The sequence below is a fragment of the Janibacter sp. CoH_79_TC_3 genome (assembly GCF_058197955.1).
Genome location: NZ_JBXWIV010000002.1, coordinates 371,876 through 398,787, shown reverse-complemented (window position 1 = coordinate 398,787; position 26,912 = coordinate 371,876). Strand labels below are relative to the sequence as shown.

The window sequence follows — 26,912 nt, the reverse complement described above, 5'->3', positions numbered from 1 at the left end:
TGTTTACGAGAAATGTCGTGCTTGTAAATGCTCAATTCTACGTTGTCGTAATGCTTCGCCAATCGCTGGACCTTTGAGATTTTCATCAATATCATCCATGCCGATTGCACGAAAGCTACTCAGTGCCAACATCATTTGTCGATGCTGTATGGCGAGTTGTAATACATGGCCAGTGACCAAGAGCTGCGAGAGTTTTTCCGGTGCTTTATGGGCGCCACAGGCTTGGATAAGATCAATTTTCTGAGCGGCGTTAAGCTGGTTTATGATGCTAAGATTCTTTGCTTGCTGCACAAACAAAGTAGCAAATTGAGTCTGTGCTTTTGGTACCTTCGCGCTGTTACCTATCTCATTAATACCTTTAACGGCAGTCGCCATCATATCTGAATTTAAGTCTGTAGATTCTAAAATAAATAAATCTCTGTTCAGACTTGCCATTAATAACGCCCAGCGCTGTGACAAATTTAACTGCATTTGACCAGCGAAATATAACGCCGTTTGTACAATCTCTCTTATTTGGCCGTATTGAGCCTGGCTCCAAGCTTGATGTAGCGGGGCAAAATATTCTATCAGCGCACCAATCTCAAAAAGCTGCTGCCAATAAACCTGAGGCGATACTTGCATCATGGCACGGCTTGATTCTTGCCAAATGCGTTCACTACTTAAATGCGCAAGCTCTCCTGAGCCTACCAATTGGCGCATCAATAGCAAGGTTTCATCGGCGATTCTAAAACCCAAATCATAATAGCGTCCATAAAAGCGCGCGGTTCGTAGTACCCGTAATGGGTCTTCACTAAACGCGCTTGAGACATGACGTAGAGTTTTGCTGTTAATGTCATCCAATCCGCCATAGTAATCGACGACTTTACCAGTTATAGGCGTGTCATCGGTTAGGCTTTTGACTTCAATCGCCATGGCATTGACGGTCAAATCGCGACGTTGTAAGTCTTCACGTAATGTCACATCAGGGCTAGCATGCACACTAAAGCCTTGATAGCCTAGACCTTGTTTGCGCTCCGTACGTGCTAATGCATACTCTTCACGGCTGACAGGATGCAAAAATACCGGAAAGTCTGCGCCTACTTGTTGGAAACCTGCCGCCAGCATATCTGCGACAGTGGCGCCGACGACGACAAAGTCTTTGTCTTTAATAGGACGACCTAACAGTTGGTCACGGACAGCACCGCCGACGAGATACACTTGCATAATAGTCTCTTTTTTATCCAGTATTTAGTAGGGCGTGTCCTCAATTCAATCGATGGACATCTAGATGGGCTAAAAATGGCTAAAAATGGCTAAATTTTGCCAAACCTCGTCAAATAGCTGGGTAATATCCCGATATTAACTGCGCTATTTTCCTTGTTTGGCTGCAATTTATCTCATTTTTATCACCACTTTTAAAATGAGGACACGCCCTGAAGTATTTTGCCAAAAAAAACCAGTCAACGCTCGCTTAGGAGTATTGACTGGTTTTAGTATAGCAGACGGCTTCTATAAATAACTAACAGAAGACCGGCTTAGCCATGTGTTTATACGCTATATAAACAACTACTTCTGCTCATTGATTAAGTCTTGAGCTTCAGTAACTGCAAGCGCTGTCATATTAACTACACGACGCGCTGTCGCTGATGGGGTTAGGATATGCACAGGTTTATTAGCCCCTAGCAAGATAGGACCAATAGACGCACTGCGGGTTGCTGTTTTGAGTAGGTTAAAAGCAATGTTCGCTGCATCAAGCGTTGGCAAGATAAGCAAGTTTGCTGAGCCTTTTAGGTTGCTTGATGGTAAATCATTAGCACGAATATGCTCATCAAGGGCCGCATCACCTTGCATTTCACCATCGAACTCAAAGTCGACATTCATTTCTGTCAGCAGCTGATGTACTTTGCGCATTTTTACCGCGCTGGCACGGTCTGATGTACCGAAGTTTGAATGCGAAACCAGTGCTACGCGTGGCGTGATACTAAAGCGGCGCAATTGATCGGCTGCTAATACCGTCATTTCAGCCAATTGCTCAGCCGTTGGGTCTTCGTGGATATAAGTATCAGCAATAAAGATATTGCGATCTTGCATCAAGACAGCATTCATCGCATAAAAATCACTGACGCCTTCTTTTTTACCAATGACTCTGCTAACGTATTTTAAATGCAGATGATAGTAGCTGAATGTGCCACAAATCATACCATCAGCATCACCATTTTCAACCAATAGCGCACCGATTAAAGAAGTCTTGCGGCGGACATCACGGCGGGCAAGCTCGATACTGACGCCATTACGTTTGTTTTTCTCGTAATAGCCTTGCCAGTAGTCTTTATAGCGTGGATCATCATCTTGATTCACAATGGTGATGTTCTCACCATCTTTTAGGCGTAGCGCTAGCTTTTCAATGTTCTTTTCGATGATGGCAGGACGACCTACCAAGATTGGATGTGCCAACTGTTCATCGACGACCACTTGTACCGCGAGCAAGACGTTGCTGTCTTCACCTTCACAGTAAACAATACGTTTAGGATCGGCTTTCGCGCGGGCAAAGATAGGCTTCATAACAAATGCTGAGTTATAAACAAACTCAGATAAGCGTTGACGATAGGCTTTCATATCCGCGATAGGAAGGGTTGCAACCCCAGAATCCATTGCCGCTTTAGCAACGGCAGAAGCGATTTCAATGATTAAATTTGGCTCAAGTGGTCCTGGAATGAGATATTCGCGTCCAAAGCTTGGTGTGCTTTCAACGTTTTTCACGTTGCTCATTGGCGTCGCTTCAACATGTGCCATGGCGGCGATTGCTTTTACGCAAGCAATTTTCATCTCTTCGTTAACGGTCGTTGCCCCAACGTCTAACGCACCGCGGAAGATATAAGGGAAGCATAGCGCGTTGTTTACTTGATTTGGATAATCTGAGCGACCTGTTGCCATGATGACGTCTGGACGTACCGCATGAGCCAACTCTGGCATAATCTCAGGCGTTGGGTTGGCAAGGGCAAAGACGATAGGGTCTTTTGCCATACGGCGAACCATGTCTTCGGTCAATGTACCAGGCATAGATAGGCCTAAGAACATATCGACATCATCCATCACTTCTTCAATAGTAGAGGCGGTGCTATCACGGGCATAACGCTGCTTAGTCTCATCAAGATTTTCACGGCTAGTAGTAATGATACCGCGTGAGTCTGATACCAAGATGTTGTTTTTATCAACACCAAGCGCACAAATGATATCCAAGCAAGAGATAGCTGCAGCACCTGCGCCTGAACAGACTACTTTAATTTCTTCAATTTTTTTGCCAGTGATGAGCAAAGCGTTTAGCATCGCTGCGGCAACAATGATTGACGTACCATGTTGGTCATCGTGGAATACCGGAATGTTCATACGTTTGCGCAATTCGCGCTCGATTTTGAAACATTCTGGAGCTTTGATATCTTCTAGGTTAATACCGCCAAAAGTAGGCTCTAAAGACGCAACGGCTTCGATAAACTTGTCTGGATCGTTTTGAGCAATTTCAATATCAAAAACGTCGATACCTGCGAATTTTTTGAATAGTACCCCTTTACCTTCCATTACAGGCTTTGATGCCAATGGACCAATATCCCCTAAACCAAGTACCGCAGTACCGTTGGTAATCACACCGACCAAGTTGCTGCGAGCGGTATACTTAGCCGCTAATGCTGGATCTCTTTGAATCTCAAGGCAAGGTACGGCAACCCCTGGTGAATAGGCGAGCGCCAGATCGCGTTGGTTGGCCAGTTGCTTGATAGGCGTAACTGAGATTTTACCTGGGCGTGGAAACTCATGGTAATGTAAGGCAGCTTGTTCGAACTGCTCTTTTTCCGTGATAGGGGTATCCGTATTCAAAGTGATATCGTCATTCATAATAATTGCCATGGTTGGGATAATTGGAATAAAGTAAATGGTGATAAAAACTAATGCTTAAGCCTTAAAAATCATAAAATATGACAATGAAGCTAGCTTTATACTAAAAGAGTCTTCATTAGTGGCTAGACATCAGGGTAAAAACAACAATGCTACAAAAACAGCTATTCTAGCATCATTGGCATTTAGCTGCCTAGTAAGCTGAGCGCAATAGTACGAGTAATATAATAAAATGATATTCATTATTTCGCTAATTGATGATGACAAATAATAGGGCTAAATATCAACCCTAATTGCATCATGTTTCAAAACATTACAGAATAGCATTTTAATAGCATGTTGTTAAGACGAGCAGCTGATTGGCATTTGCGGCGCATGCGGGGCAGGTGGCATCGTATCGAGTTCGGTGGCGATGTCTTGTACCGTATAAGGGGTCGCAAGCAATTCAAAGACTCGATTTAACTCATTAAATTGCCCTTGTTCAGCGGCCGTGATGACGCGCTGCGCCATACTATTACGTAACACATAAACCGGATTATTGCTGCACATCTCATCAATAGAGTGCTCGCTAGGTAACGACTGTAGCGCTGCCAAATAACGTGTTGACCAATCTTGCCAGACGTTTAGCGCCTCATTATTAAACCCAGTAGTCATTATTGTAAGCAGCTGCTGCTCATAAGGATACTCGTTTGGCGCGACCAAACCCAATAGGGCTCGGAAACTATTGGTATAGTCTAGTAAATTGTCTTCTAGTAACGTCAACCATTCAAAGGTAAGGGTTAAACTCTCTTTGGCATGCGGTAATCCCAACTTACGGCACAGTCCTTGTTGATAATGCTGCATAAAGGTCGCTTCATACGGCGCTAAGCAATCAGCCAACGTTTCGCGCGTTACGCCATCTAAACGCATAAAGTGTGGTAGCCAGATATTTAAGTTCCAATGACCGATAGCAGGTTGGTTTTGATAGGCATAACGTCCGGTATGGTCAGAGTGATTGTTAATCCACGCAGGATTAAAACGCTCCATAAAACCAAATGGACCAAAGTCTAAGGTGCTACCAGTAATCGATAGGTTATCGGTATTCATCACCCCATGGGCAAAGCCAATCAGTTGCCAGTCGGCAATCATGCGCGCCGTACGCTCAACCACCGCCTGAAAAAATGCCAAGACTGGCGTTTCACTATCACGGCATTCTGGGTAATAAGTATCAATCATATAGTCGGTAAACTCGCCAAGCAGGTCAGGCGCAAAGCTGGCAATCCACTCAACATGACCGAAGCGAATATGGCTGTCAGCGACGCGCATCAATGCTGCCCCAGCTTCCATACGCTCGCGGCGCACTTTTGTATCTGATACCACAAAGCCCAAGGCGTTAGATGAAGGAATACCAAGCTGGGTCAGCGCATGCCCAGATAAATATTCGCGAATGGTGCTGCGTAACACCGCACGCCCATCACCCATACGTGAGTAGGGCGTTAAACCTGCACCCTTTAGATGTAAGTCTTGTAATTCATTGTTTTTATCAAGGACTTGCGCCATGAGTAAACCGCGGCCATCGCCCAATTGTCCTGCCCATTGTCCAAACTGATGACCGGCGTAAGCCATCGATAGCGGTTGAAACTCGGCTGGCACGTATTGACCACCTAAGATTTCAACCCAGCGCGCCATCAAATCTTTATCATCAAGCCAGCCCAATTGCTCAGCAACTTGCGTATTAAAATGACCGGCGCGAGGATTGTCTAGCGGTGTCGGCAGCTGCTCATGATAGAGGCGGGTGTCTAATTTGACATAAGTATTCTGATAGCGCATAAGTGCTGTTCCAATATAGGGGAGTAGATTAATAAGGTACTAGAGTATAGATTTGTAGCTGTATAAATATAGACGCAAATAGTGAGGGCTGATATTCATAAACTCACTATAACATAGCCTTAATAAAGCCGCGTTTCACTCTGTCCATCTCTTGTAATTAGTCTATAAGTAATTAGGGCGCAAATCATTACCATAAAAAAACCCTCTATCTTTACAGATAGAGGGCAGGAGAGACTAACAATAGAGGCTGAAAATAAAGTAATTAAAGGATTACTCTGTATGAATGCTTACGCTGCTTTTGGGCTTTGACCAATAGAGCGAAACGCATTTTTTAGATTACTGTTATGCGCCAGTATTTTTTGTTCAACCTTAGCATAATCCTGTTTTAACGTCTCTTCAACTTCATGCAAACGATCAGCAAATTCTGTCTTTTTCAGCTCAATGGTTTTAGCTTTTAGAGCTTGCCATTCTTCGACCGTTTGGGTAAAGGCATCGTATTCAAACTTGATACGATCTTGGAAGCTCTTCATCGTATGAGGAATATCAAGTCCGTTTGCAGTGGCATTATCAATCTGCTGTTGGGCTTTTTTGAATTGCATTTGCACTTCAGCATGCTTGATGGTGGTGTCATCAACCGTACGCAATTCACTGGTTAAACCAAGTTTAGATAAGCCAACAATCAACCATTTAGTTGGATCATATTGCCACCATTTCACGCCATTACGATAGTCGTATTGGAAGAAGTGATGGTAGTTATGATAACCCTCACCCCACGTAAAGATAGCAAGGAAGAAGTTATCACGCGCACTATTAGTGTCGGTATAAGGACGCGTACCAAACATGTGACAGAGCGAGTTAATAAAGAAGGTAAAGTGATGGGTCAGTACCAAACGCAGTAGACCTGCCAATACCAATGTGCCCCAAACATCACCGATTAACCAGCCAACTGCAGCGACCATGGCGACGTTGGTTGCTAGTACCCATAAACCATAGTATTTGTGCTGAATCTGCAGCACTTTATCTTTGGTTAAATCAGGAATATTTTTATAGTCAAAGCGACCGCTAGGATAATTGCGTAGCATCCAACCGATATGGCTAAAGAAAAAACCACGCTGTGCTGAATATGGATCTTCCATAAGATCATCAACATGACGGTGATGCGTACGGTGACCTGATACCCAATCGAAAGCGGAGCCTTGAACCGCAAGGGTTGAGCCTAGTAATAGGAAGTTTTTTACCAAAGGATGTGCTTTATAGGCACGATGCGACAATAGGCGGTGATAGCCTGCGGTAATACTAATACCTGTCCAAACCATAAAGGCACCAAATACACCCCAAACGGGCGCACTAACCTGATGGGTCATCAAGTACCATGGTGTAATGACAGCAGCAGCAATAGGCGTTGCAATCAGAAAAATCGCTGGAACCAAGTTGATCGGCGACTTTTGGAATTCAAGCTCTAGAGGATCAATGCCCTCATAATTTTCCACGACATTGGCGTTTTTATCGCAACTGGTGGTCACCAATTGCGTATCAGCAGCAGCGTCAATTTTACCTTTTTCGGTATCAAGCCATGTCTTCACGCGCAGCGCTTGAGTGCCAGCATGCTGTATCAGCGTATCACCAGACTTTATAGCGAGACGCAAGCCCTTAAGTGGTAAGCCTATTACTTTCTTAGCAATCATGTAATATCCCTAACGGTATTAATTTCAGCCTCTATATTACCCTAAAACAAGTATAAAGTGAACACTTATACACTAGAAAAATATTGCTAAATAACAATAACTTGTATGAGTTATGGGAAGTATTATTGTAAATACCCCATGATTTATCAGCAATTGGGTAAAAGTGTAAGTAGCAAGACATATATGTAGGTTATCAAAATACACAGGTGACTATTCGGACAATTAATTAACTGGCTTTTTAAGTGGATTTCTAAACACTATTATTCGAATGGTGAGAGAAAAATGAGTGAGAAATTTACCTGTTTAGTGCGTAAGAAAATACGTTGGATAATCGGTAATAATGGCATCGACTTGCCATGCAATCAGGTTTTCCATCGTGTCGCTATCATTGACCGTCCATGCGCTCACCGGTAAGTCATAGCGATGACAGTGGTCAATGACTGCTGGATTCAGAAGCGGGTAGTGAATACCCAGTTGCATGCAGCCAAGTTGCAGTGCAGTATTAGGCGCTTTTATCAAAGTCTCAGGCGTCCGAATTAGCAAACCACGCGGTAAATCCTGCAACAGCTTATTGCGTTGCAGTCCTGCATGTAGCTCGACATCAAAACTAGTTAGCACGATAGGTAGATTGGCAAGTGGACTGTCAATTAGATCCGTCATTAATGCTCTGATAAGCTTGCGGTAATCCGTACGCTCATGTGTCTTAATCTCAAGCTCAATATAAGTAAAGCCTTCTAAAGCAAGTGCTATATGCGCTAACGACGTAATCTTGTGACCAGACTGTGAAGAGCGTTGAATTTCAGCAAGGCTTAACTGATCGATGCGCGATTGCTGTCCGCACAGTCGTTGTAAATTGTCATCGTGAAAGACCATTAAGTGACCATCAGCACTTAGCTGGACATCGAATTCGACACCGACCAAGCCCGCCGTTTGCAGATTTTGCGCCAGCTTAAAACCTGCTAAGGTATTTTCTAATGCTTCGCCGCGCGCCCCGCGATGCCCTAATAAAAGCGTGTTTTTAAAATTCATCATCATTAATAACTATCAAATATTTTATCGCCATCATATCGCCTCTGCAAAATTGGGTCTAATACAATTTTTACTTACGGAATATTCTTCGCCAACGGAATATCTAGTTAAGGATTTGGGTCATTTGAAAAATGAGTAAGTTAAAGGTTGAACAAGCTAAAAATTGAACCAGTCGAAAACTTACGCCATTATTAAAATATGTATTTGTTGCGTTTTTGCAACCAAACCTCGATTTTAGGGCGAATGTTGGACGTTATTTGTACATCAATAGGCTACACTGATGACCATTTAACACAAACACCGTATAATAATGTGGTTTTCAAAACTTGCGTTATCACTACTATAAGATATTAAGATTTAAAAATTTAGAGATAATAGTTTGGGCGTAAAATTTGAATGTCAAACACTGTCCGTCAGTGGCGGTACGAATCAGGTAATTGGAGCAAAATAAAGATGAGCGTAGCAAATAAGAGTTTGAGCAAGTGGTATAAAGTTGCTGGTATTGGTATCGCATGTAGTTTGGTGCTTACTGGCTGTAACCGCTCAGAAAAAGAAGAGACCACGGAGACAGCAGAGCTAACCGAAGAGACCGCTGCCAGTGAAAACGCTGCTGCTACGGCGGTTAGCTGTGATGATCCTATGGTACAAGATCGCCTCAAATCTGCCTTAAAAAATACGCTCAATCAACAAGCAAAAACCTTGGCTGCAAGCTACGCTAATGATGCTGAGATTGGTTTAAATAATGGCGTTGTCACTGAGAAAACCAATGGTATCGTCATCGATGTGCAAAACGCTGCAGTGTTACAAGCTACTAACGATAATGGCATGACAACGTGTCAAGCGAGCGTCAGCATGACCTTGCCAAGTGAAGATTTATACCAAGCCAGCCAACTACAAGCAGCTAACAATCAGCCGAGCTTGCAATCACGTCTAGCTAATGACAATATCCGCATCAATAACAACATGCTCGTTGATGATGCCTTTACTTATGTTGTTGGTACGCAAGGCGGTCAAGTACGTACGCGTATCGCAGGGCAGCCTGCATTGCTTACTGTGGTATCGGAAGTGGTGGCAGGCTCAGCCTTCCAGTCGGCTTTAGAAGAGCAGCGTGCCCAGCGCGCCGCACAAGAAGCCGAACGCCGCCGTCAAGCTGCGCAAAACAATAGCGAAAACCAAAATCGTCAACCAAGACAAGTAACGCCAGTTACCCCTGTGCGTCCAACTGAACCGGCTACGCCACCGACTGTCAATCAAAATAGCAGTCAGAACAGTAGTAATCAAAACAATAATCAAGCGGCTGCAACGCCTAGTACTTCAGCGCCTGCGGCTCCAGCCACGCCTAAGTCAGTACCTAAAGATGAAAGTATCGACATGGTAATTATCGAAGATAAAGACGCAACTTATTAATTATTAATAAAACGTCAGTAGTTGGTCTTTAATTAGAGAATTTGAAATAAAAAAGCCCGCAACTATTATAAGTTGCGGGCTTTTTTATTTGCTGGAATCGGTTTTTAGCTATTAATTTTAGATGTTAGCAAAGATTAAACTATTTATTATCAGCGAATTTTTGTAGTACTTGACTGTCCCACAGCACTTCAGAAACTTCCTCAGGGTCGGTGCAAAAACGGGCGGCGACGAATAGCCAGTCCGACAAACGATTGATGAAGCTGACTGCCGTCGGACGAATGGCTTCTGGGCGCTGCTGTTGCAATAGCACCGCTTGGCGCTCAGCACGGCGGCAGACGGTACGTGCCACATGCAATTGACTGACAAGCACTGAGCCCGTCGGTAAGATAAAATCTTTCAGCGGTAGCAAGGTAGTATTCATCGCATCAATCTGCTGCTCTAACCAGTCGATATGCGCGGCGCTCACGCCTTCATATTCTGGCATGGCAAGCTCGCCACCGATATTAAATAGCAAATGCTGAATAATCACTAACGCTTGTGCAAAATCAGCTTCTTTCGTCACTTCAGTCGTAGTTTGTGCCAGTTGTGCGCGTATCAAACCTATGTGTGAGTTGAGCTCATCAATATCACCCATGACGCTAAATAGATTGTCAGCTTTACTCACGCGGCTGCCATCTGCCATACCTGTAGTACCGTCATCTCCAGTACGTGTGTATATTTTGCTTAAACGATTGCCCATGTTCGTATCCTTAACGTTCAGTATTCTTTATCATTGCGAGTGTTAGTTGTGCGCTCATTGTAGTATTTTACGAGCATTTTCGCTAAGATAATGGGTTAAGTTTTATATTGCTGCTTTTCTTAAGCTAATAATCACGTTCAAAGCTTTCATAGCTAGACGTTTTTATTATTTAAGTGTGCAGTATGGATATGCTCGTTTCATTCTTATACTTTTTATCAAAAGGCTTTTCTACTATGACCACACCTCTTGCAGACGCTATGTCTCAGCTTGCCATCTACGATTCACTTAATGGACGCAAGCAGTCATTCAAGCCGCTTGTGTCGGGCAAAGTCGGCATATATGTGTGCGGAATGACGGTCTATGATTATTGTCATATTGGTCATGCTCGGATGATGGTTGCCTTTGATATGGCGGTACGCTGGCTGAAGCAATTGGGTTATGACGTGAATTATGTGCGTAACATCACCGATATTGATGACAAAATCATCACCCGTGCTGCCGAAAATGGCGAAGAGATTGGTGCATTAACCCAGCGTTTTATTACAGCGATGCACGAAGATTTCTCTGCACTTGGCTGCTTAGCGCCTGATGCAGAGCCACGTGCGACCGACCATATCGATGAGATGCAGCAGATGATTGGCAATTTGGTCAGCAATGACTACGCTTACGCTGGCGATAATGGCGATGTCTATTATGCGGTCGATAGCTTCCCTGATTATGGTAAATTATCCAAGCGTAATTTGGATGATATGCAAGCGGGCTCACGCGTTGATGTCGAAAATGACAAGCGCAATCCGTTTGACTTTGTCTTATGGAAAGCGGCAAAACCTGGTGAGCCACAATGGGCATCGCCATGGGGTCAAGGGCGTCCGGGCTGGCATATTGAATGCTCGGCGATGTCGACCAAATGCCTTGGCAATACCTTCGATATTCATGGCGGCGGTCATGATTTACAGTTTCCACATCATGAAAATGAGATAGCGCAATCTGAAGCGGCGACGGGCTGCGAGTACGCACGTAATTGGATGCACGTTGGCTTTATTAATGTCGATGGCGAAAAGATGTCTAAATCTTTGGGTAACTTTGCCACCATTCGTGACGTCATCAAGCATTTTCATCCTGAAACGCTGCGCTTTTTCTTACTATCAAGTCACTATCGCAGCCAAGTAAATTTCTCGGACAAAGCTTTAGATGAAGCGCACAATAGCCTAAGTAGATTGTATCAAGCCTTAAAAGCTGCTGAGCAACAAAAAGGGCAGGAACTCGTCATCAATGATGAGCTGATAACCGCTGCTTATAGTAGTGCCGCCGGACAAGATTTTATAAAAGCCATGAATGATGATTTCAATAGCTCAACGGCAATCAGTGTGTTATTTGGGCTGGCGCGTGATATCAATAAAGCAGTCAAAGCTGAAGACGTAGAGGCTGCATGGCAGTTGGCGCAGCAGCTTAAAGCCTTGGCGCAAACGCTAAATATTTTACAGCTGCCCGTACAGCAGTTTTTACAAGCTGTGGTCGGTGAGGCGCAAGCAGACGGTTTAACCGATGCCGCTATCGATGGATTAATTATTGAGCGTGCGGATGCTAAAACCAATAAGAACTTTGCCCGTGCTGACGAGATACGCGAGCAGTTAAAAAATGCAGGTATTGAACTTGAAGACAGCCGTGCGGGTACGACTTGGCGCCGCGCTTAAGTTATATTGTTTCTACAAGCAATTGTATTGATTAATAGTTTACCCCTAAATTAAGTCAGCTTAGCGCTGGCTTTTTTTTGTTCATTGCATTAGCTTAAGCTTATATTAACCTTTAACCTTTAACCTTTAACCTTTAACCTTTAACCTTTAACCCTTAACCTTTAACCCTTAACCCTTAACCCTTAACCCTTAACCTTTAATTTTAATAACTAATTTCACTAATCAGCCCAGAACCTTATCGTATGAAACATTTTCCTCAGTCTTTGATTGCTAAAAATATCCAATCTCACAATACGGGCGATATTGGCGACACTGATTTTTCTAGTTTTAGGAGCTTTGAGAACTTTGAAAGCTCTGAGCGCTTTAAAAGTTGTGAGAGTTTAAATACTGTTAAGGGTAAGCCTAAATTAATGGCGAGCCATTTGAGCATACGCCATTTTATTCTCAGTATCTCCGTTATTATCCTAAGCATTGTTTATCTGCCTGCTTATGCCGCTAGCAGTTACAACGCTGTGCTTGATGAAAACTCAGCGATTAAAAATTCAGCTAGCAGTTCAACTACAGGCAATCAAAACGAGACAACTGCGCCAATCACCGACGCACCAGAGAATATCGTTGATTATGCATCGCAAAGCATTGATAAGCTGAAAAGAGAAGGGATTAGCGTCTCTGCTATAGCGGAAGAAGTGATTAGCCCGCTTGAGAAAAAGACTGTGCAGCAGGCAGGCGTGTTACAGGGCGATTCTGGTCTGACGGGCGATTATAACGAAAGCTATTATGCGTTAAATAAGCTCAATGTAGGCTTGCCGCCCCTATCTGAGCCACCGAATTTATCGACACCATTGGCAACGTTAGAGTTTTTTCAATCAGCGGTCATGAAGCAGCAATATGACTTGGCCGCTTATGCGCTCAATATGAACTTGATTGATAAGGAGTTGCAGCGTAACCAAGCGATGGAGCTTGCCAAACAGCTTGATTTTTTATTGGTAGAGAGAAAGCTCTATGTGTTTGATAAGCTGCCTGACCGTCCTGATGGTTTGATTGAACCGCCGCTTGGTAGCAATAATAGTATCCAAGGTATTCCTAGGCGCTCAATCCAATTGGGCTATATCGATTATCGCGAGCGCCGTGTACCGATACATCTTGAGCGCGTGCGCATCGATGACAATGCGCCTTTTTGGGTGTTTTCCGCGCAGACGGTGTCTAATATCAATAAGCTATACGAGCAATATCAGCCCGCAAAGTTTGAGCGTTATTTGCCCGACTGGACCAAATTAAAAGTCTTTGGTATTGCTATTTGGGAATTTATAGCACTATTCATGTTCTTTTCTTTTACCATGGGCGCCGGTTGGTTACTTAGTAAAGCGGCTGGTAAATTGCTGAATTGGTATGTTTTAGACAAAGAGGGCAATCGACTTGGTACTGTTCATCACAACGGGGTGGAGGATTTGGTTAATAAGCTGACCGTACCTTTGACTTTTACCATCAGTTTCTCCTCTGTTTATACGTTGGTATCGGGCGGCCTTCCTTATCTAGATGCCTTAGCCTCATCGACACGCCCCATTATTTGGATTGGCTTAGTATTTAGTACCATGTGGCTTGGTATTCGCGCCATTAATTTTTTTGCCAATCGTTATAAAGATTTGCAAATAGAAAATTTAAGCGAAGCGCAGTTTGATAAAGGTCGCAGCCGTCGCACTTATGTGTCTATCTTTCGCCGTGTCTTTATCTTTGTGATGATTTTGGGCGGAATTTGGATAGGAATGAGTGAATTTACCAATATTGATGGTTTGGGTAAAACGCTACTCACCTCAGCAGGGATTGCGGGCGCGGTGATAGGTATTGCCGCGCAGCCTATTTTGGGAAATATTATCGCAGGTATGCAAGTTGCGATTACCCAGCCTGTGCGTATTGGCGATACGGTGATGATGGAAGGTGAGTGGTGCACGATTGAGGATTTGGGTTACACCTATGCGGTACTAAAGACGTGGGATGAGCGCCGCTTAATTGTGCCCATGCGGCATTTTATTACTGAGATTGTCGAGAACTGGTCGCATACCGAATCGCATCAAACCTCGGTGATTTATTTATATGTCGATTACGGTGCCGATATTGACGCCATTCGGCAAAAATATATCGAGCTGGTAAAAGACAATGCGCTATGGGACAGTGAAGTTGAGCCTGAGTTGTTTACCGTCTCGGTATCAGAAACCACCATTAAGCTGCGTTGTAGCCAAGCGTCTGATAATCCTCTCAATGCTTGGACACTCGAATGTGAAGTGCGTGAGCAGATGCTGAGCTATTTATATAGCGAACAAAAAGAGTATTTACCAGCTGAGCGTTTGATAGTCAAAAATAGTGCTGATTAAGTTCGGCTAATTTTAATCATTTTTTAACGGTCTTAATTTATTCTCTATTAATTTTCTCAAAAACGGTTTTTCAAAACTTTCCAAATAAATATAAATTATCAGAGAACCTTGTATTATTAAATGAATTTATGTTATTAAGAGACCTTAGATTATCAAATGACAGTGCCATCATATCATCGTATTAATATAGCAAAATAAGCTGACAAATATGTTATGCGTAGGCTTGCCTTATTTGTTATAATATGGCGTTATTTTTAAGGGATAATTCAGTTATTAAGCATCGTGTAAGCAGACTTTAGGAGGTTTAGAGGCGCTGTATTGGCAAATCTACTGACTAATCGTTTTATTACTACTGATAAATAGATAACGTGCCGAGCGAATATTGGTGTTTAGAGTTTGTTCCTCATGGTTTTCTCATAATCTAACGGCTTTATCTTTATTTGCATTTTAGCCTACCGTTTTTGACAAAACGTTCGTTTATTGACTTAATACTGCATTGCCCACCCATCAAAATAACCACCACTAGGGGTCTGTATGTTGCGAATTGTCGATGAAGCCTTAACCTTTGATGACGTTTTATTATTGCCAGCTTATTCTGAAATCCTACCAAAAGCTGCTGATTTAACGACCCGCCTAACCAAAAATATCACATTGAACTTACCAATAATCTCCGCTGCGATGGATACTGTCACTGAATCTGAGATGGCCATCACTATGGCACAGCTCGGTGGTTTGGGTATCTTACATAAAAGCATGGATATCGATAAGCAAGCCATGCAAGTACGCCGCGTTAAAAAATTCGAAGCAGGTACAGTGGTTGACCCTATCACGGTTCATCCAGAGATGACGATTGGTGAGCTATTAAGATTGGCCCAAGATAATAATATCTCAGGTGTGCCTGTGGTTGAGAAAGGCACTGATAAAGTCATCGGTATCGTTACCCACCGCGATTGGCGTTTTGAGACCAATCTATCATTGCCAGTCAGTCATATTATGACGCCAAAAGATCAGCTGGTCACCGTTAAAGAAGGTGAAAGCAACGAAAACATCAAAAAACTCCTTCATGAGCACCGTATCGAAAAAGTTATCGTCATTAATGATGATTTTCGTTTGCGTGGTCTGATTACGGTTAATGATTTTGCCAAAGCAGAAAACAATCCTAATGCTTGTAAAGATGAGCACGGTCGTCTGCGAGTTGGCGCAGCTGTTGGTACTGGCGCTGATACCCAAGCACGTGTTGAAGCCTTGATTGCTGCTGACGTCGATATTATCGTTGTTGATACCGCGCATGGTCACTCAAAAGGCGTAATTGATAAAGTTTCTTGGATTAAAAAGCACTTTCCAAACGTTCAAGTTATCGGTGGTAATATTGCTACTGGTGATGCCGCTAAAGCGTTACGTGATGCTGGTGCAGATGCGGTCAAAGTAGGTATCGGCCCAGGATCTATCTGTACCACGCGTATTATCGCTGGTGTAGGTATGCCACAAATCTCTGCGATTGATAGCGTCGCAAATGCGCTACAAGACAGTATCCCACTAATTGCTGATGGTGGTATTCGTTATTCAGGCGATATGGCAAAAGCCATTGCTGCTGGCGCGTCGTGCATCATGGTTGGTTCGCTGATGGCCGGTACCGAAGAAGCGCCAGGTGAGGTCGAACTATTCCAAGGTCGCTATTATAAAGCTTATCGCGGTATGGGTAGCTTGGGTGCGATGTCAGGTCAAAACGGCTCGTCAGATCGCTATTTCCAAGATGCCAAAGATGGGGTAGAAAAACTGGTACCAGAAGGTATCGAAGGTCGCGTACCTTATAAAGGGCCAGTGGCTGGTATCGTTAACCAAATGATGGGTGGGCTGCGTTCATCAATGGGCTATACTGGCTGTGCAACCATCGAAGAGATGCGTACCAAGCCACAGTTTGTTAAAGTGACTTCAGCGGGTATGAAAGAATCACATGTCCATGATGTGCAGATTACCAAAGAAGCGCCTAACTATCGTGTCGACTAATCACGTTTCTAACGCTATATAAGCGCAAATCACCTACTTAGTAGAGTTGTCGTGACGTCGAGATACAAACAGCCAACAATGCCTTGTTATTGTTGGCTGTTTTTTTTGTAAAATACAAGATTGGATTAAGCGTATTTTTATCTAAGGCTATGCCTGTGCGCACGTCTGGTTTTTACTTTTAACATTGAGGAATAATAATAATGAGCTACTTTGGCACTGATGGTATTCGCGGAAAATTTGGTGAACTACCTATTACCCCTGATTTTATTTTAAAGTTGGGCTATGTGACGGGGTTGGTGCTGATAGAAAATAACAATAATCCTACTCGTAAACCCAGTGTGGTCATCGGTAAAGATACGCGTCTATCAGGTTATGTAATTGAAGGGGCTCTGCAAGCGGGCTTTAATGCTGCAGGTGTCGATGTACACATGCTAGGACCGCTACCAACGCCTGCTATCGCGCATCTGACGCGTAGTTTTAACGCTGATGCTGGTGTGGTGATTTCTGCCTCACACAATCCATACTATGATAATGGCATCAAACTATTCTCAGGTGATGGCAAAAAACTGACCGATGAGATGCAAAATGCCATTAATGATAAATTAAAAGCCATTATGGCTTCCTCTGATAGTAATGATGTACTCATGCCTATTCTTGATCCGGCACAATTGGGTAAAAACAATCGTATCAATGATGCCAAAGGGCGCTATATTGAATTTTGCAAAGGTAGCTTCCCTTATCAATACGATTTAGACCATTTAACCGTCGTCGTCGACTGTGCCAATGGTGCAGGCTACAGTGTCGCCCCGCGTGTTATGCGTGAGCTTGGGGCCAATGTGATTGCGATTAATAATAAGCCTGACGGCATCAATATTAATGCACAGTGCGGCTCGACGCATCCTGAAAGCCTGCAAAAAGCCGTACTCGAATATGAAGCAGATGTCGGTATTGCTTTAGATGGTGATGGTGACCGTATCGTGATGGTCGATGAAGCGGGTGAGTTGGTCGATGGTGATGGCATTTTGTATGTGCTTGCTACCCAAGGTCAAATCAAAGCCAAAGGCGTCGTTGGTACCCTAATGAGCAACATGGGCTTAGAGTTGGCGTTAAAAGACGCTGACATTGAGTTTACTCGTGCAAAGGTGGGCGACCGCTATGTGATGCAAGAGCTTGAAGCCAATGGCTGGATATTGGGCGGTGAGCCATCGGGCCATATCTTATGCTTGGATAAAAGCCGTACCGGCGATGCCATCATTGCAGGCTTACAAGTACTCGCGGTGATGCAAGCAAGTGGTAAAGCGCTTAGTGATTTAACCGAAGTTTTTGAGGTATTACCACAGAAGCTCGTCAATGTGTGCCTATCTCAAATGCAAGATCCGTTTGAGCATGAAGAATTGGTCGCCGCTTTTGATAAAGCCCGTGCCACTTTAGAAGGTCGTGGCCGCTTGCTTATTCGCCAATCGGGTACAGAGCCGATGATTCGAGTCATGGTCGAGTCAGATGATGAGATAGAATGCGATGTAATGGCAAATGATTTGGCAGATAAAATCAAAACGGTCTTGGGTTAAAAGCCTCGGGTTAATAGTATTTACGAGTATGGTTTGTATTTACGAATATAATGAGAAACAATCATGAGTATGGATTTTACCGATCAGCGCCTATCCTATGAGAAAGGCCAACTAGACCAACAGTCAGTCCCCACATCCCCATTTGAGCTGTTAAAAGCTTGGATGAATGAAGCCATAGAAGCACAAGTGCAAGAACCGTATGCGATGAGCTTAGCGACGTGCGGGGCAGATAATAAGCCCAGTGTACGTATTGTCTTGCTGCGCGAGATTACCGATACCGGTATCGTTTTTTATACCAACTATGAAAGTGCGAAGGGTCAAGATATCGCTGAAAACCCCAATGCTGAAGCACTGTTTTTTTGGCATAAGCTTGAGCGTCAAATTCGTATCAGCGGCAGTATTGCTAAAATCGATGCCGCTAAATCTGCGGCTTATTTTCAAAAACGTCCGCATGATAGTCAAGTGGGCGCGTGGGTTAGTCAGCCGCAAAGTGGTGAGGTCGCCAATCGTACTCTAATGGAGCAAACGTTTGAGCAATTGCAGACCGATTACCCAACAGACAGCAAAGTACCAACCCCTGATTTTTGGGGTGGTTATGAGATTACGATTGAGAAAATTGAGTTTTGGCAAGGTCGTGCCAATCGTATGCATGACCGTATTGTTTATACCTTAGAGACGACTGGCTCGAACGGCGTGCTAAACTGGACAACCAAGCGCTTATTGCCATAATATTTGTACATTTATAGCGAATATTTATAGCGCACTGTTTCATTGATAAAACACAAACCCCTCTAAACCGAATAATATAGGTATTTAGAGGGGTTTTTTTATGTGCTCATAATTATAAATTATCTTATTATCCTAACAATTGTTCTATTTTATAGAGATGATGCTTGACTGTCTTATACGCTAGGTTCAAACTATGGTGCTGATTTATGCTCTTTTATAGAGTGTAATTGAGAGAATAATAAAAAAAGGGGCTTTTTTTAATCGTTGTTACAAGGAAAGTAAAATGGATTTTGCTCACATTACTCCGCCAAAAACCCCGAGTGCATGGCTTGATATGGATGCACTTGATCATAATATAAAACTGGTCAATCAAAAAACTCAAGCCGTTAAACTGCGTTTGGCAACGAAGTCTATTCGTTCTCTCGATGTCCTGCGTTATATTCAAAACAAATCTCCTCACTTTATCGGCCTCATGTCCTATGCTGCCGACGAGTCATTGTATCTATTAGAAAACGGCTTTGATAATATTCTCTGTGCTTATCCAACCTTGGATATGGAGAGCGTTGGAGCAACCTTTAACTATACCAAGCAAGGCGCAACCATGATTTGGATGGTTGATCGCCCAGAGCATATTGATGTACTCAATAAAGTCGGCAAAGCTCATGATGTCATCATCGACGTTTGCCTCGATATCAATATGTCGATGCCGCTACCAAAGCTATATTTTGGTACCAAGCGCTCCGCCTTAATGAGCATCAAAGACGTTAAAAAACTACTGAAGCATATCAAGAAATGTGTCCATATCAATGTCAGTGCGGCGATGGGTTATGAGGCACAAATTGCTGGTTTGCCCGAGCATTTACCGGGCAAAAATTTGTTGTCACCTGCCATTCGTTTATTAAAAAGCCGCTCACAAAAACAAGTCAGTCAACGTCGTCGTTCAATCGTTGAATATCTTCATAAACAAGGCTATACCCTGAAGCTAGTCAACGGTGGCGGTAGTGGAAGTATGGATTTCACCTCAAGCCAACCTGAGGTCAGCGAGATAACGGTTGGTTCGGCGTATTATAAACCGGCGTATTTCGATTATATGGATAGCATGCATGAGTTTCAGCCTGCCGCTGGCTTTGTGCTGCCTGTGACGCGTCAGCCTGAAAAAGGCGTCATCACGTGTCATGGTGGCGGCTTTATTGCTTCGGGTGCGACAGGTGCGGATAAAGCGCCAGTGATACATTATCCCGAATATTTATCATCATTAAGCGATGAAGGTTTTGGTGAGGTACAAACGCCAATGGCTCTCTCTAAAAATAAAAAAGGCAGCAATAGCCCGCGTGTTAGTATCGGTGATGGGGTTTGGTGCCGGCATGCGAAGGCAGGCGAGCTGTGTGAGCATTTTAACGAGCTTATTTGTTATCGACAGTCTGTTCAATCTACAGCAGATGGTTTTGCAAGCGATGATTGTGTAAGAAAGGGTTTTGTAAGCGATGGAACGCTTGCAGAGAAAAGTGAAAAAACAAACAAAGAAGAAAAGCAGCAAATAATGACAACTTACCGAGGAGAGGGCAAATGTTTTCATTAAGGCAGTGGCAAGAAAGTAATGACTGGCAAAACTGGGTAGGATACGAGCGTGCTGCCCCTGAACAAAAGCTTACGCCTTCATCGGTTGCAGAACTACAAGAGATTGTCAAAAATGCACGGGTAAATAAAAAGCGCGTTAGAGTCACTGGCGCGGCGCATTCTTTTAGTGGCTGCGCAAAACCTGAAGAAATTGCTGTCAGTTTGCATAATATGCGCGGTCTTATCTCGGTCGATAAAGAGGCGAAGCTTGCCACTTTACATGCCGGTACTTATTTATATGAAATTGGCACGGCACTTAAAGAGCATGGTTTGGCGTTAGAAAACATGGGTGATGTACAAGCGCAGACTATTGCTGGTGCTGCCAGTACCGCAACTCATGGCACAGGGATCACTCTGGGCTCTATCGCCAATCAAGTAATGATGTGGGAGTGGGTCGATGGTAAAGGAGAAGTACATACCCATCATCGCGGCGATCCGAAAACTGACGAGCTAGGTAATGCCTTACATGCCAGCCTTGGTATGCTCGGTATTTTCACCAAATTAACCCTTAAAGTGGTTGACCTTTATGGACTTAAAGAGTCCAACGAAGTATTAGACTTTGAAGAAGGCTTGGCACGTTTTCATGAAACCGCGCACAGCCATCGTCATCTAGAATGGTTTTTATTTCCCGGCACCAATAAGATTCAGCAAAAGACGCTGTCGGTAATAGAGCCCAAAGCGATGACGGGTACACAAAAGCTAAAAGACCATTTCGACAGCGTTGTCACTTTGAATGGTGCTTTTTATGTATTGTGTGAGCTGGCTCGTATGAAGCCGTCGCTGACCAAAAAGGTCAGTGAAATATCTGCCAGCTCCATTCCTAATACTAAGCGTGAAGGCTATAGCTATGAGGTGTTTCCGACACCGCGCGGCGTTAAGTTTAATGAGTCCGAGTACTTTATTAAGTTATCTGATTTTGATGAATGTATCTCTGAGGTCAATCATATTTTATTAAACGACAATAAAGGCTCGCACTTTCCCATCGAAGTGCGCACGCATAAAGGTGAGACTGGCATGCTCAGTCCTACGCAAGGAGAGGATTGCGCGGTATTATCGTTCCACGTCTATAAAGGTATGGACTGTGAGCCACTATTTAAATGGCTGTACGAATATATGAAAAAATGGCAGGGTCGCCCGCACTGGGGTAAAGTGAATAAATTGAACCATCTCGAGCTGCAAAGCTTATATCCTAAGCTCAATCGCTTTTTAGAAATTCGCCGTGAGTTTGATCCTGATAACGTTTTTATGAATAGCTGGCTTGAGCAAAAGTTTTGTATTTCAAGCGTTTATAAGTGAACGAAGTTATAAAATAGTCGAACGCCAATAATCTATTCACGAACAAGCTATTTAAAGACAATCTATTTATAAAAACCGGACATAAAAAAACAGCTCTCAAAGAGCTGTTTTTTTATTAAATAATCAAAACTGTCTTACTTAGCGCTTAATAGAGTCATCATGATTGGCTTCCAAACGCATAGCGCGCCGATAGCTATCAATACTGGTCAATTGCAGCGCATATTGCTTGATATGCATATAATCGTCCAACTCGCCACGCTTAGCCAGCATGATTAAGTCAAACGACAACATAAAGTCGGCGCCGCTTAGCTTATTACCAACGATAAACGCTTTGTCTTTAACCTCGTCATTTAAGTAACCCAGCAATTTATGCTTTTCTTGCTTGATATAACCCGTCAAGAATTCATTATCAACAACGCCTGCTTTATTGGTAAACAGTTCAAGCAATAACGGCAACATGAGCGAGCTTTCAGCAAAGTGAATCCACTGCAAGTAATGACCATACTCTGCGCTATCAGTAGCAGGGCGCAAACGCTCAGGCGCAAAACGCTCAATCAGCATCTCAGTAATCGCCCCTGATTCTGTATAAAGCTCGCCATCCATCTCAATAACTGGAGATTTACCAAGTGGATGAATTGCTTTTAGACTGTCTGGTGCTAGATGCGTTTTGGTATCACGCTGATGACTAATAAGCTCATAGGGTTGTCCCAATTCTTCTAATAGCCATAACGTACGGATTGAGCGTGACTGATTGAGATGATGTAAGCGAATCATGATGTGAGCCTTTTCACGATATTTTTATATTAAGCTTGACGCTTTTGTAGTTTGGCAAGTAAACGTTTAGCCGCCTCTTCTGATGACGCTGGGTTTTGACCGGTAATCAATAGACCATCTTCAACGACATACGACTCCCAATCCGTGCCTTTTTCGTAATGACCGCCATGGTCTTTTAACGCATCTTCCAATAAGAAAGGTACCACGTCAGTAAGCTGAACGCCTTCTTCTTCAGTATTACTAAAACCGGTGACTTTTTTGCCTTTGACTAAATACTCACCGTCAATTTTGACGTTTTTAAGTGCAGCAGGAGAGTGACAAACAAAGGCAACAGGCTTGTCTTGCTTAACAAAGGTTTCGATTAATTCAATAGAATTTTTATCAACTGCTAAGTCCCATAATGGACCGTGACCACCAGGATAAAAAACGGAGTCAAAATCTTCGGCTTTTACTTCAGCAAGCTTTTTGGTATTTGCAAGACGCTCTTGAGCTTCAGAGTCTTCTTTAAAGCGTTTGGTATCTTTTGTTTGCGCGTCTTCAGTATCACTACTAGGATCTAGTGGAGGTTGACCACCAGCAGGAGAGGCTAGGGTAATGTTGACGCCAGCATCCAAGAAAGCATAATAAGGGGCGGCAAATTCTTCTAGCCAAAAACCGGTTTTTTTGCCTGTATCACCCAATTTGTCGTGTGAGGTTAGTACCATTAAAATATTCATAATTGTCCTTATTTATTATTTGTATTGATTGCTAAGTTTTAATACCAAGTTCAGGTGTGTCGCAGCCAGCATTGTTAAAGCTATGCAAAGACTAGGATAAAGCTGTCTTTGCTAAAAACTGACTGCTAATATTATTAATGCATTAATCATTATTTTCAGTAGCTGTCTTAACGTATTATGTTGTTAAGTCGTTATCCAAAGCATATTTCAGGATACGCCACAGTGCTTAATTACTTACTATAACCACTACTGAACATCGGCAACTTTAACCACGGTTTTACCGAAGTTTTTACCCTCTAGCATGTCAAAGAAAGCTTGCGGTGCTTGTGCTAAACCGTCGACGATATGCTCTTTGGTCTTGACTTTACCCGACTCAACCCATTCACCCATGGTTTTCAAGAACTCTGGGAAATGATCGCCGTATTCTTCAAAGATGATAAAGCCTTTGATCGTCAGGCGTTGACTAAGGATAAGACCCATCAACATACCTAGGCGGTCTTTGCCATCAGGAAGATCAGTTGCGTTATATTGCGACACTAAGCCACAAACTGGCATACGCGCATGGGCATTTAATAATGGCAATACACCATCTAATACCCTGCCACCGACGTTTTCATAATAGATATCGATACCATCTGGACAAGCATTTTTAAGCTGCTCGGCAAAGTCGTCTGCTTTATGATCAATACAGACATCAAAGCCCAACTCTTCGACTGCATAAGCACATTTTTCAGCACCGCCTGCGACACCGACAGTACGTAAGCCTAAATGATTACCCACTTGTCCAACCGTTGCGCCCACAGGACCAGTCGCCGCAGCTACTACTAAGGTTTCGCCTTTTTTTGGTTTGCCAATATCGGTCAAACCCATATAACCGGTAAAGCCTGGCATACCGAGGACACCAAGACCATAAGAAGGGTTGGACATGTTCTTGTCAAGCTTTAGCACGCCTTCGCCATCACTGACGCTATAATCCTGCCAGCCTGAATTCGACACCACTAAATCACCGACGGCAAATTTATCGATATTAGATTCGACGACTTGTGCGACCGTCCCGCCTAGCATAACATCGCCGACTTCTAGCGGGTCAGCATAGCTTTTTGAAGCACTCATACGTCCGCGCATATAGGGGTCAAGTGACATATAAACTGTGCGCAGAAGCATTTGATTGTCATTAGGAGTTGGGATGTCGCTGGTGGTTAGCTCAAAATTATCGCTGGTTGGTGCGCCATTAGGACGGCTGGCCAGTCTGATTTGACGATTTTGTGTTTGGTTTTGTTGTGCATTAAAATTATTATCAAGGCTCATATTAAAGCTCCTTATTTTAGTTATTGGTTGTAGTTATTGGTTTTCTTAAAGTTTTAAAATTCTTGAAGTCAGTAGCCACACCAATATGGATGGCTAACGATTGTTATGACGATAAAAATTTATAACCATAAATTATTTTGAAAATTAATAGCGATTAAGCTTTACTGGTAACAGCGCGTTCTAAAATACGGCGTGATACGTCTAAATCATTTTTACCATGTTCGCCCAATTTCACCATTTTGTGTGCTTCAAGTTGCTTGATGATAGGGTCAATGGCCGACTTATCTAACTCAGCATCTTCTAAGCTAACTGGCAATCCAAGCTCACGGAAGAATTTCTCAGTATGCACAATAGCATTTTCGATGATGGTGTCATCGTCGAGATCTGTACCTGTAATGTTCCAAACGTTACGCGCATACTGAAGCAATTTGTCTTTCTTGCTGTCTTTAAGCTCACGCAGCACTGATGGCAATACAATCGTTAGCGTACGAGCATGGTCAATCGCATGTAACGAAGTCAGCTCATGACCAATCATATGTGTCGTCCAATCTTGTGGCACACCGGTACCAATCAGACCATTCAATGCCATGGTTGCCGTCCACATGATGTTTTTACGCGTTTCTAAATTCTCTGGATCGGCTTTGACCGCTTTACCTTCTTCGATAAGGATTTTTAATAAGCTCTCAGAAAAGGCATCTTGAACTTTCGCATTAACTGGATAGGTAAGGTACTGCTCCATGACGTGAACAAAGGCGTCAGCAACACCGTTCATCACTTGGCGCTCAGGTAACGTTAAAGTCTTGGTAGGGTCTAGAATTGAAAATCTAGGGAAGGCAAGTGGGTTGCCAAATGGTAGTTTTGCTTGACGTTCGCTATAGTTAATCACGCCGCCAGAGTTCATCTCAGAACCTGTGGCTGGAATGGTCAATACCGCGCCTAAATCAATCGCTGAATCGATATTTTTACAATAACTGGTCAGTGCATCCCATGCTTTTTCACGAGATACCGTGCCATCCGTGCTGCCATCTTCGGTTAATGAAGAGATAAGGGCGACGAATTTACTGCCATCAATGACTGAACCGCCACCAACAGCTAATAAGAAGTCAATATTATGTTCATTGACCATATCAGCGGCTTTTAACAAGGTGGTGAATTCTGGATTGGCTTCAATACCGCCAAACTCAAATACTTCACGGTTGCCATTGGTTGATAACGCATTTTTAACTTCATCTAAGGTGCCAGTACGCTGCGCTGAACCACCGCCGTAAGTGATTAACACGCGCGCATCTGTTGGCACGAGCTCTGATAACTGTTTAATTTGACCTTCGCCAAAGACGATACGTACGGGATTGTAATATTGAAAGTTATTCATAATATTCCTAGTTTCTAATGAGAAGTCGTAAGTTGGTTTTAGAAAGTGTGGTTTAAAGACAAGGTTTTAATAAGTGTGTGTAGATTGTTATAGCAAATATGCGTTACAGCGATTATTGCATCTGTGCGCATTGTACATTAATTAGACCGGTCGTCTAGTTATTTTTTATTGATTTTACAAAATTATCGTATAACTAAAAATCGTCATTTACTAATTAGCGGGCTAAATAGTTACTAATTAAAGACCTGAATAGGAAGTTAACGACCAAGCTGCGAGGTTGTCATCAGCCAAACTTCTGCTAATGGCGTATCGGTTTGACTGATCTTAGCGACCAAACTGGCACCCAACCAAGAAAAATACCAACGCTTAGCCATACTCTCAGCGGCGATATTATCAGGGTGGGGTATAGAACCATCTGCCCAACCTGCTTTTATTTGCTCAGCAATCCAGTTAATAGTTTGCTGATAACCCGCGAATAAGGCTTTACGCATGGTTTCTGAGATATCAGCCACTTCGGCACTGAGCTTTACCACCAAACATTTTTCATGGTCGCAGCCGTTTTGCTGGGTGTCATACCAGTTTTGAAAATAGTTATAAATCTTTTGTTGCGAACTAATATCCTCAGCCGCAATCGACTCTAAGCGCTTTTTATAGTTAGCAAAATAATGCTCGATGATGGCTTCACCAAAGGCTTCTTTTGAGGCAAAGTAATGATAAAAGGAGCCTTTGGGCACACCCGCAGTATCGAGTATCTGCTTGATACCGACAGCGGTGAAGCCTTTTTGTGCGATGAGCTGATAACCTATTGCTAATAGGTGCGCTCTGGTATCTGATGGAGCAGTGGTTGTAATGGCGGACATGAAGAGGATGTTCTCCTTAGAGCTTTATTTGGTTATGTAATAGAATGGAAATCAGTTAAATAGAAA

At 43.2% G+C, this 26,912-nt stretch carries 19 protein-coding genes; 8 read left to right on the top strand and 11 right to left on the bottom strand.

Translation table 11 applies throughout. From position 1 onward, the window contains the following. Nucleotides 1-3 precede the first annotated feature (3 nt). The 5 genes from AC2FA3_RS03770 to AC2FA3_RS03750 form a co-directional block, all read right to left on the bottom strand. Complete coding sequence (locus tag AC2FA3_RS03770) at nt 4-1,203, bottom strand: tRNA nucleotidyltransferase/poly(A) polymerase-related protein (RefSeq protein ID WP_490508385.1); 1,200 nt, start codon at nt 1,201-1,203, stop codon at nt 4-6. A gap of 342 nt (nt 1,204-1,545) precedes the next feature. Further along, nucleotides 1,546-3,867, bottom strand: coding sequence for an NADP-dependent malic enzyme (locus AC2FA3_RS03765; protein ID WP_490508384.1), 2,322 nt, complete (start codon nt 3,865-3,867; stop codon nt 1,546-1,548). Between the two features lie 342 nt (nt 3,868-4,209). Continuing rightward, nucleotides 4,210-5,676 carry a protein adenylyltransferase SelO gene (locus AC2FA3_RS03760; RefSeq protein WP_490508383.1) on the bottom strand — a complete coding sequence of 489 codons (1,467 nt, stop codon included), beginning with the start codon at nt 5,674-5,676 and terminating at the stop codon, nt 4,210-4,212. A 287-nt stretch (nt 5,677-5,963) separates the two neighbouring features. Continuing rightward, complete coding sequence (locus tag AC2FA3_RS03755) at nt 5,964-7,361, bottom strand: acyl-CoA desaturase (RefSeq protein WP_490508382.1); 1,398 nt, start codon at nt 7,359-7,361, stop codon at nt 5,964-5,966. A gap of 303 nt (nt 7,362-7,664) precedes the next feature. Next, the gene (locus AC2FA3_RS03750) at nt 7,665-8,396 is read right to left on the bottom strand and encodes a glycerophosphodiester phosphodiesterase (protein ID WP_490508381.1); all 732 of its coding nucleotides are present in this window, start codon (nt 8,394-8,396) and stop codon (nt 7,665-7,667) included. A gap of 390 nt (nt 8,397-8,786) precedes the next feature. Between AC2FA3_RS03750 and AC2FA3_RS03745 the strand changes: the two genes are divergently transcribed. After that, nucleotides 8,787-9,797 carry a hypothetical protein gene (locus tag AC2FA3_RS03745; protein WP_490508380.1) on the top strand — a complete coding sequence of 337 codons (1,011 nt, stop codon included), beginning with the start codon at nt 8,787-8,789 and terminating at the stop codon, nt 9,795-9,797. Between the two features lie 139 nt (nt 9,798-9,936). Here AC2FA3_RS03745 and AC2FA3_RS03740 read toward each other — a convergent pair whose 3' ends face one another. Next, nucleotides 9,937-10,536: a cob(I)yrinic acid a,c-diamide adenosyltransferase gene (locus AC2FA3_RS03740; RefSeq protein ID WP_490508379.1), complete on the bottom strand. Its 600-nt coding sequence runs from the start codon at nt 10,534-10,536 to the stop codon at nt 9,937-9,939. Nucleotides 10,537-10,769: 233 nt separating this feature from the next. Here AC2FA3_RS03740 and cysS point away from each other — a divergent pair, with 233 nt between their 5' ends. From cysS to AC2FA3_RS03705, 7 genes are all read left to right on the top strand, one after another. After that, on the top strand, nt 10,770-12,230 hold the full coding sequence (gene cysS / locus AC2FA3_RS03735) for a cysteine--tRNA ligase (protein ID WP_490508378.1): 1,461 nt from the start codon (nt 10,770-10,772) through the stop codon (nt 12,228-12,230). A gap of 242 nt (nt 12,231-12,472) precedes the next feature. Further along, entirely contained in the window at nt 12,473-14,599 is a 2,127-nt protein-coding gene (locus AC2FA3_RS03730; RefSeq protein ID WP_490508377.1) for a mechanosensitive ion channel family protein, read from the top strand. Nucleotides 14,600-15,133: 534 nt separating this feature from the next. Continuing rightward, nucleotides 15,134-16,606: an IMP dehydrogenase gene (gene guaB, locus AC2FA3_RS03725; protein ID WP_490508376.1), complete on the top strand. Its 1,473-nt coding sequence runs from the start codon at nt 15,134-15,136 to the stop codon at nt 16,604-16,606. Nucleotides 16,607-16,806: 200 nt separating this feature from the next. Continuing rightward, entirely contained in the window at nt 16,807-18,174 is a 1,368-nt protein-coding gene (gene glmM, locus AC2FA3_RS03720) for a phosphoglucosamine mutase (RefSeq protein ID WP_490508375.1), read from the top strand. A gap of 63 nt (nt 18,175-18,237) precedes the next feature. Continuing rightward, nucleotides 18,238-18,903 (top strand): pyridoxamine 5'-phosphate oxidase, encoded by a 666-nt coding sequence (pdxH, locus tag AC2FA3_RS03715; protein ID WP_490508374.1) that lies wholly within the window; start codon nt 18,238-18,240, stop codon nt 18,901-18,903. Nucleotides 18,904-19,186: 283 nt separating this feature from the next. Beyond that, nucleotides 19,187-20,482 (top strand): alanine racemase, encoded by a 1,296-nt coding sequence (locus AC2FA3_RS03710; protein ID WP_490508373.1) that lies wholly within the window; start codon nt 19,187-19,189, stop codon nt 20,480-20,482. Then, on the top strand, nt 20,470-21,816 hold the full coding sequence (locus AC2FA3_RS03705; RefSeq protein ID WP_490508372.1) for a D-arabinono-1,4-lactone oxidase: 1,347 nt from the start codon (nt 20,470-20,472) through the stop codon (nt 21,814-21,816). The genes AC2FA3_RS03710 and AC2FA3_RS03705 overlap by 13 nt, the downstream gene beginning before the upstream one ends. Before the next feature lie 138 nt (nt 21,817-21,954). On the opposite strand, the gene AC2FA3_RS03700 is transcribed toward AC2FA3_RS03705, so the two are convergent. The 5 genes from AC2FA3_RS03700 to AC2FA3_RS03680 form a co-directional block, all read right to left on the bottom strand. Further along, a complete protein-coding gene (locus AC2FA3_RS03700) occupies nt 21,955-22,590 on the bottom strand; it encodes a glutathione S-transferase family protein (RefSeq protein ID WP_490508371.1) in 636 nt (211 codons plus the stop codon). Between the two features lie 29 nt (nt 22,591-22,619). Further along, on the bottom strand, nt 22,620-23,306 hold the full coding sequence (locus AC2FA3_RS03695; RefSeq protein WP_490508370.1) for a type 1 glutamine amidotransferase domain-containing protein: 687 nt from the start codon (nt 23,304-23,306) through the stop codon (nt 22,620-22,622). 246 nt (nt 23,307-23,552) lie between these two features. Then, nucleotides 23,553-24,614 (bottom strand): NADP-dependent oxidoreductase, encoded by a 1,062-nt coding sequence (locus tag AC2FA3_RS03690; protein WP_490508369.1) that lies wholly within the window; start codon nt 24,612-24,614, stop codon nt 23,553-23,555. 154 nt (nt 24,615-24,768) lie between these two features. Further along, on the bottom strand, nt 24,769-25,986 hold the full coding sequence (locus AC2FA3_RS03685; RefSeq protein WP_490508368.1) for an iron-containing alcohol dehydrogenase: 1,218 nt from the start codon (nt 25,984-25,986) through the stop codon (nt 24,769-24,771). Nucleotides 25,987-26,243: 257 nt separating this feature from the next. Beyond that, complete coding sequence (locus tag AC2FA3_RS03680) at nt 26,244-26,846, bottom strand: TetR/AcrR family transcriptional regulator (protein ID WP_490508367.1); 603 nt, start codon at nt 26,844-26,846, stop codon at nt 26,244-26,246. Nucleotides 26,847-26,912: the final 66 nt, after the last annotated feature.

Bases quoted from the DNA above. Each gene is read 5' to 3' on its own strand.
- AC2FA3_RS03770 (WP_490508385.1), bottom strand. From the start codon at position 1,203: ATGCAAGTGTATCTCGTCGGCGGTGCTGTCCGTGACCAACTGTTAGGT.
- AC2FA3_RS03695 (WP_490508370.1), bottom strand. From the start codon at position 23,306: ATGAATATTTTAATGGTACTAACCTCACACGACAAATTGGGTGATACA.
- glmM (WP_490508375.1), top strand. From the start codon at position 16,807: ATGAGCTACTTTGGCACTGATGGTATTCGCGGAAAATTTGGTGAACTA.
- AC2FA3_RS03705 (WP_490508372.1), top strand. From the start codon at position 20,470: ATGTTTTCATTAAGGCAGTGGCAAGAAAGTAATGACTGGCAAAACTGG.
- pdxH (WP_490508374.1), top strand. From the start codon at position 18,238: ATGAGTATGGATTTTACCGATCAGCGCCTATCCTATGAGAAAGGCCAA.
- cysS (WP_490508378.1), top strand. From the start codon at position 10,770: ATGACCACACCTCTTGCAGACGCTATGTCTCAGCTTGCCATCTACGAT.
- guaB (WP_490508376.1), top strand. From the start codon at position 15,134: ATGTTGCGAATTGTCGATGAAGCCTTAACCTTTGATGACGTTTTATTA.
- AC2FA3_RS03745 (WP_490508380.1), top strand. From the start codon at position 8,787: ATGTCAAACACTGTCCGTCAGTGGCGGTACGAATCAGGTAATTGGAGC.
- AC2FA3_RS03700 (WP_490508371.1), bottom strand. From the start codon at position 22,590: ATGATTCGCTTACATCATCTCAATCAGTCACGCTCAATCCGTACGTTA.
- AC2FA3_RS03740 (WP_490508379.1), bottom strand. From the start codon at position 10,536: ATGGGCAATCGTTTAAGCAAAATATACACACGTACTGGAGATGACGGT.
- AC2FA3_RS03710 (WP_490508373.1), top strand. From the start codon at position 19,187: ATGGATTTTGCTCACATTACTCCGCCAAAAACCCCGAGTGCATGGCTT.
- AC2FA3_RS03760 (WP_490508383.1), bottom strand. From the start codon at position 5,676: ATGCGCTATCAGAATACTTATGTCAAATTAGACACCCGCCTCTATCAT.
- AC2FA3_RS03690 (WP_490508369.1), bottom strand. From the start codon at position 24,614: ATGAGCCTTGATAATAATTTTAATGCACAACAAAACCAAACACAAAAT.
- AC2FA3_RS03750 (WP_490508381.1), bottom strand. From the start codon at position 8,396: ATGATGATGAATTTTAAAAACACGCTTTTATTAGGGCATCGCGGGGCG.
- AC2FA3_RS03755 (WP_490508382.1), bottom strand. From the start codon at position 7,361: ATGATTGCTAAGAAAGTAATAGGCTTACCACTTAAGGGCTTGCGTCTC.
- AC2FA3_RS03680 (WP_490508367.1), bottom strand. From the start codon at position 26,846: ATGTCCGCCATTACAACCACTGCTCCATCAGATACCAGAGCGCACCTA.
- AC2FA3_RS03730 (WP_490508377.1), top strand. From the start codon at position 12,473: ATGAAACATTTTCCTCAGTCTTTGATTGCTAAAAATATCCAATCTCAC.
- AC2FA3_RS03765 (WP_490508384.1), bottom strand. From the start codon at position 3,867: ATGAATGACGATATCACTTTGAATACGGATACCCCTATCACGGAAAAA.
- AC2FA3_RS03685 (WP_490508368.1), bottom strand. From the start codon at position 25,986: ATGAATAACTTTCAATATTACAATCCCGTACGTATCGTCTTTGGCGAA.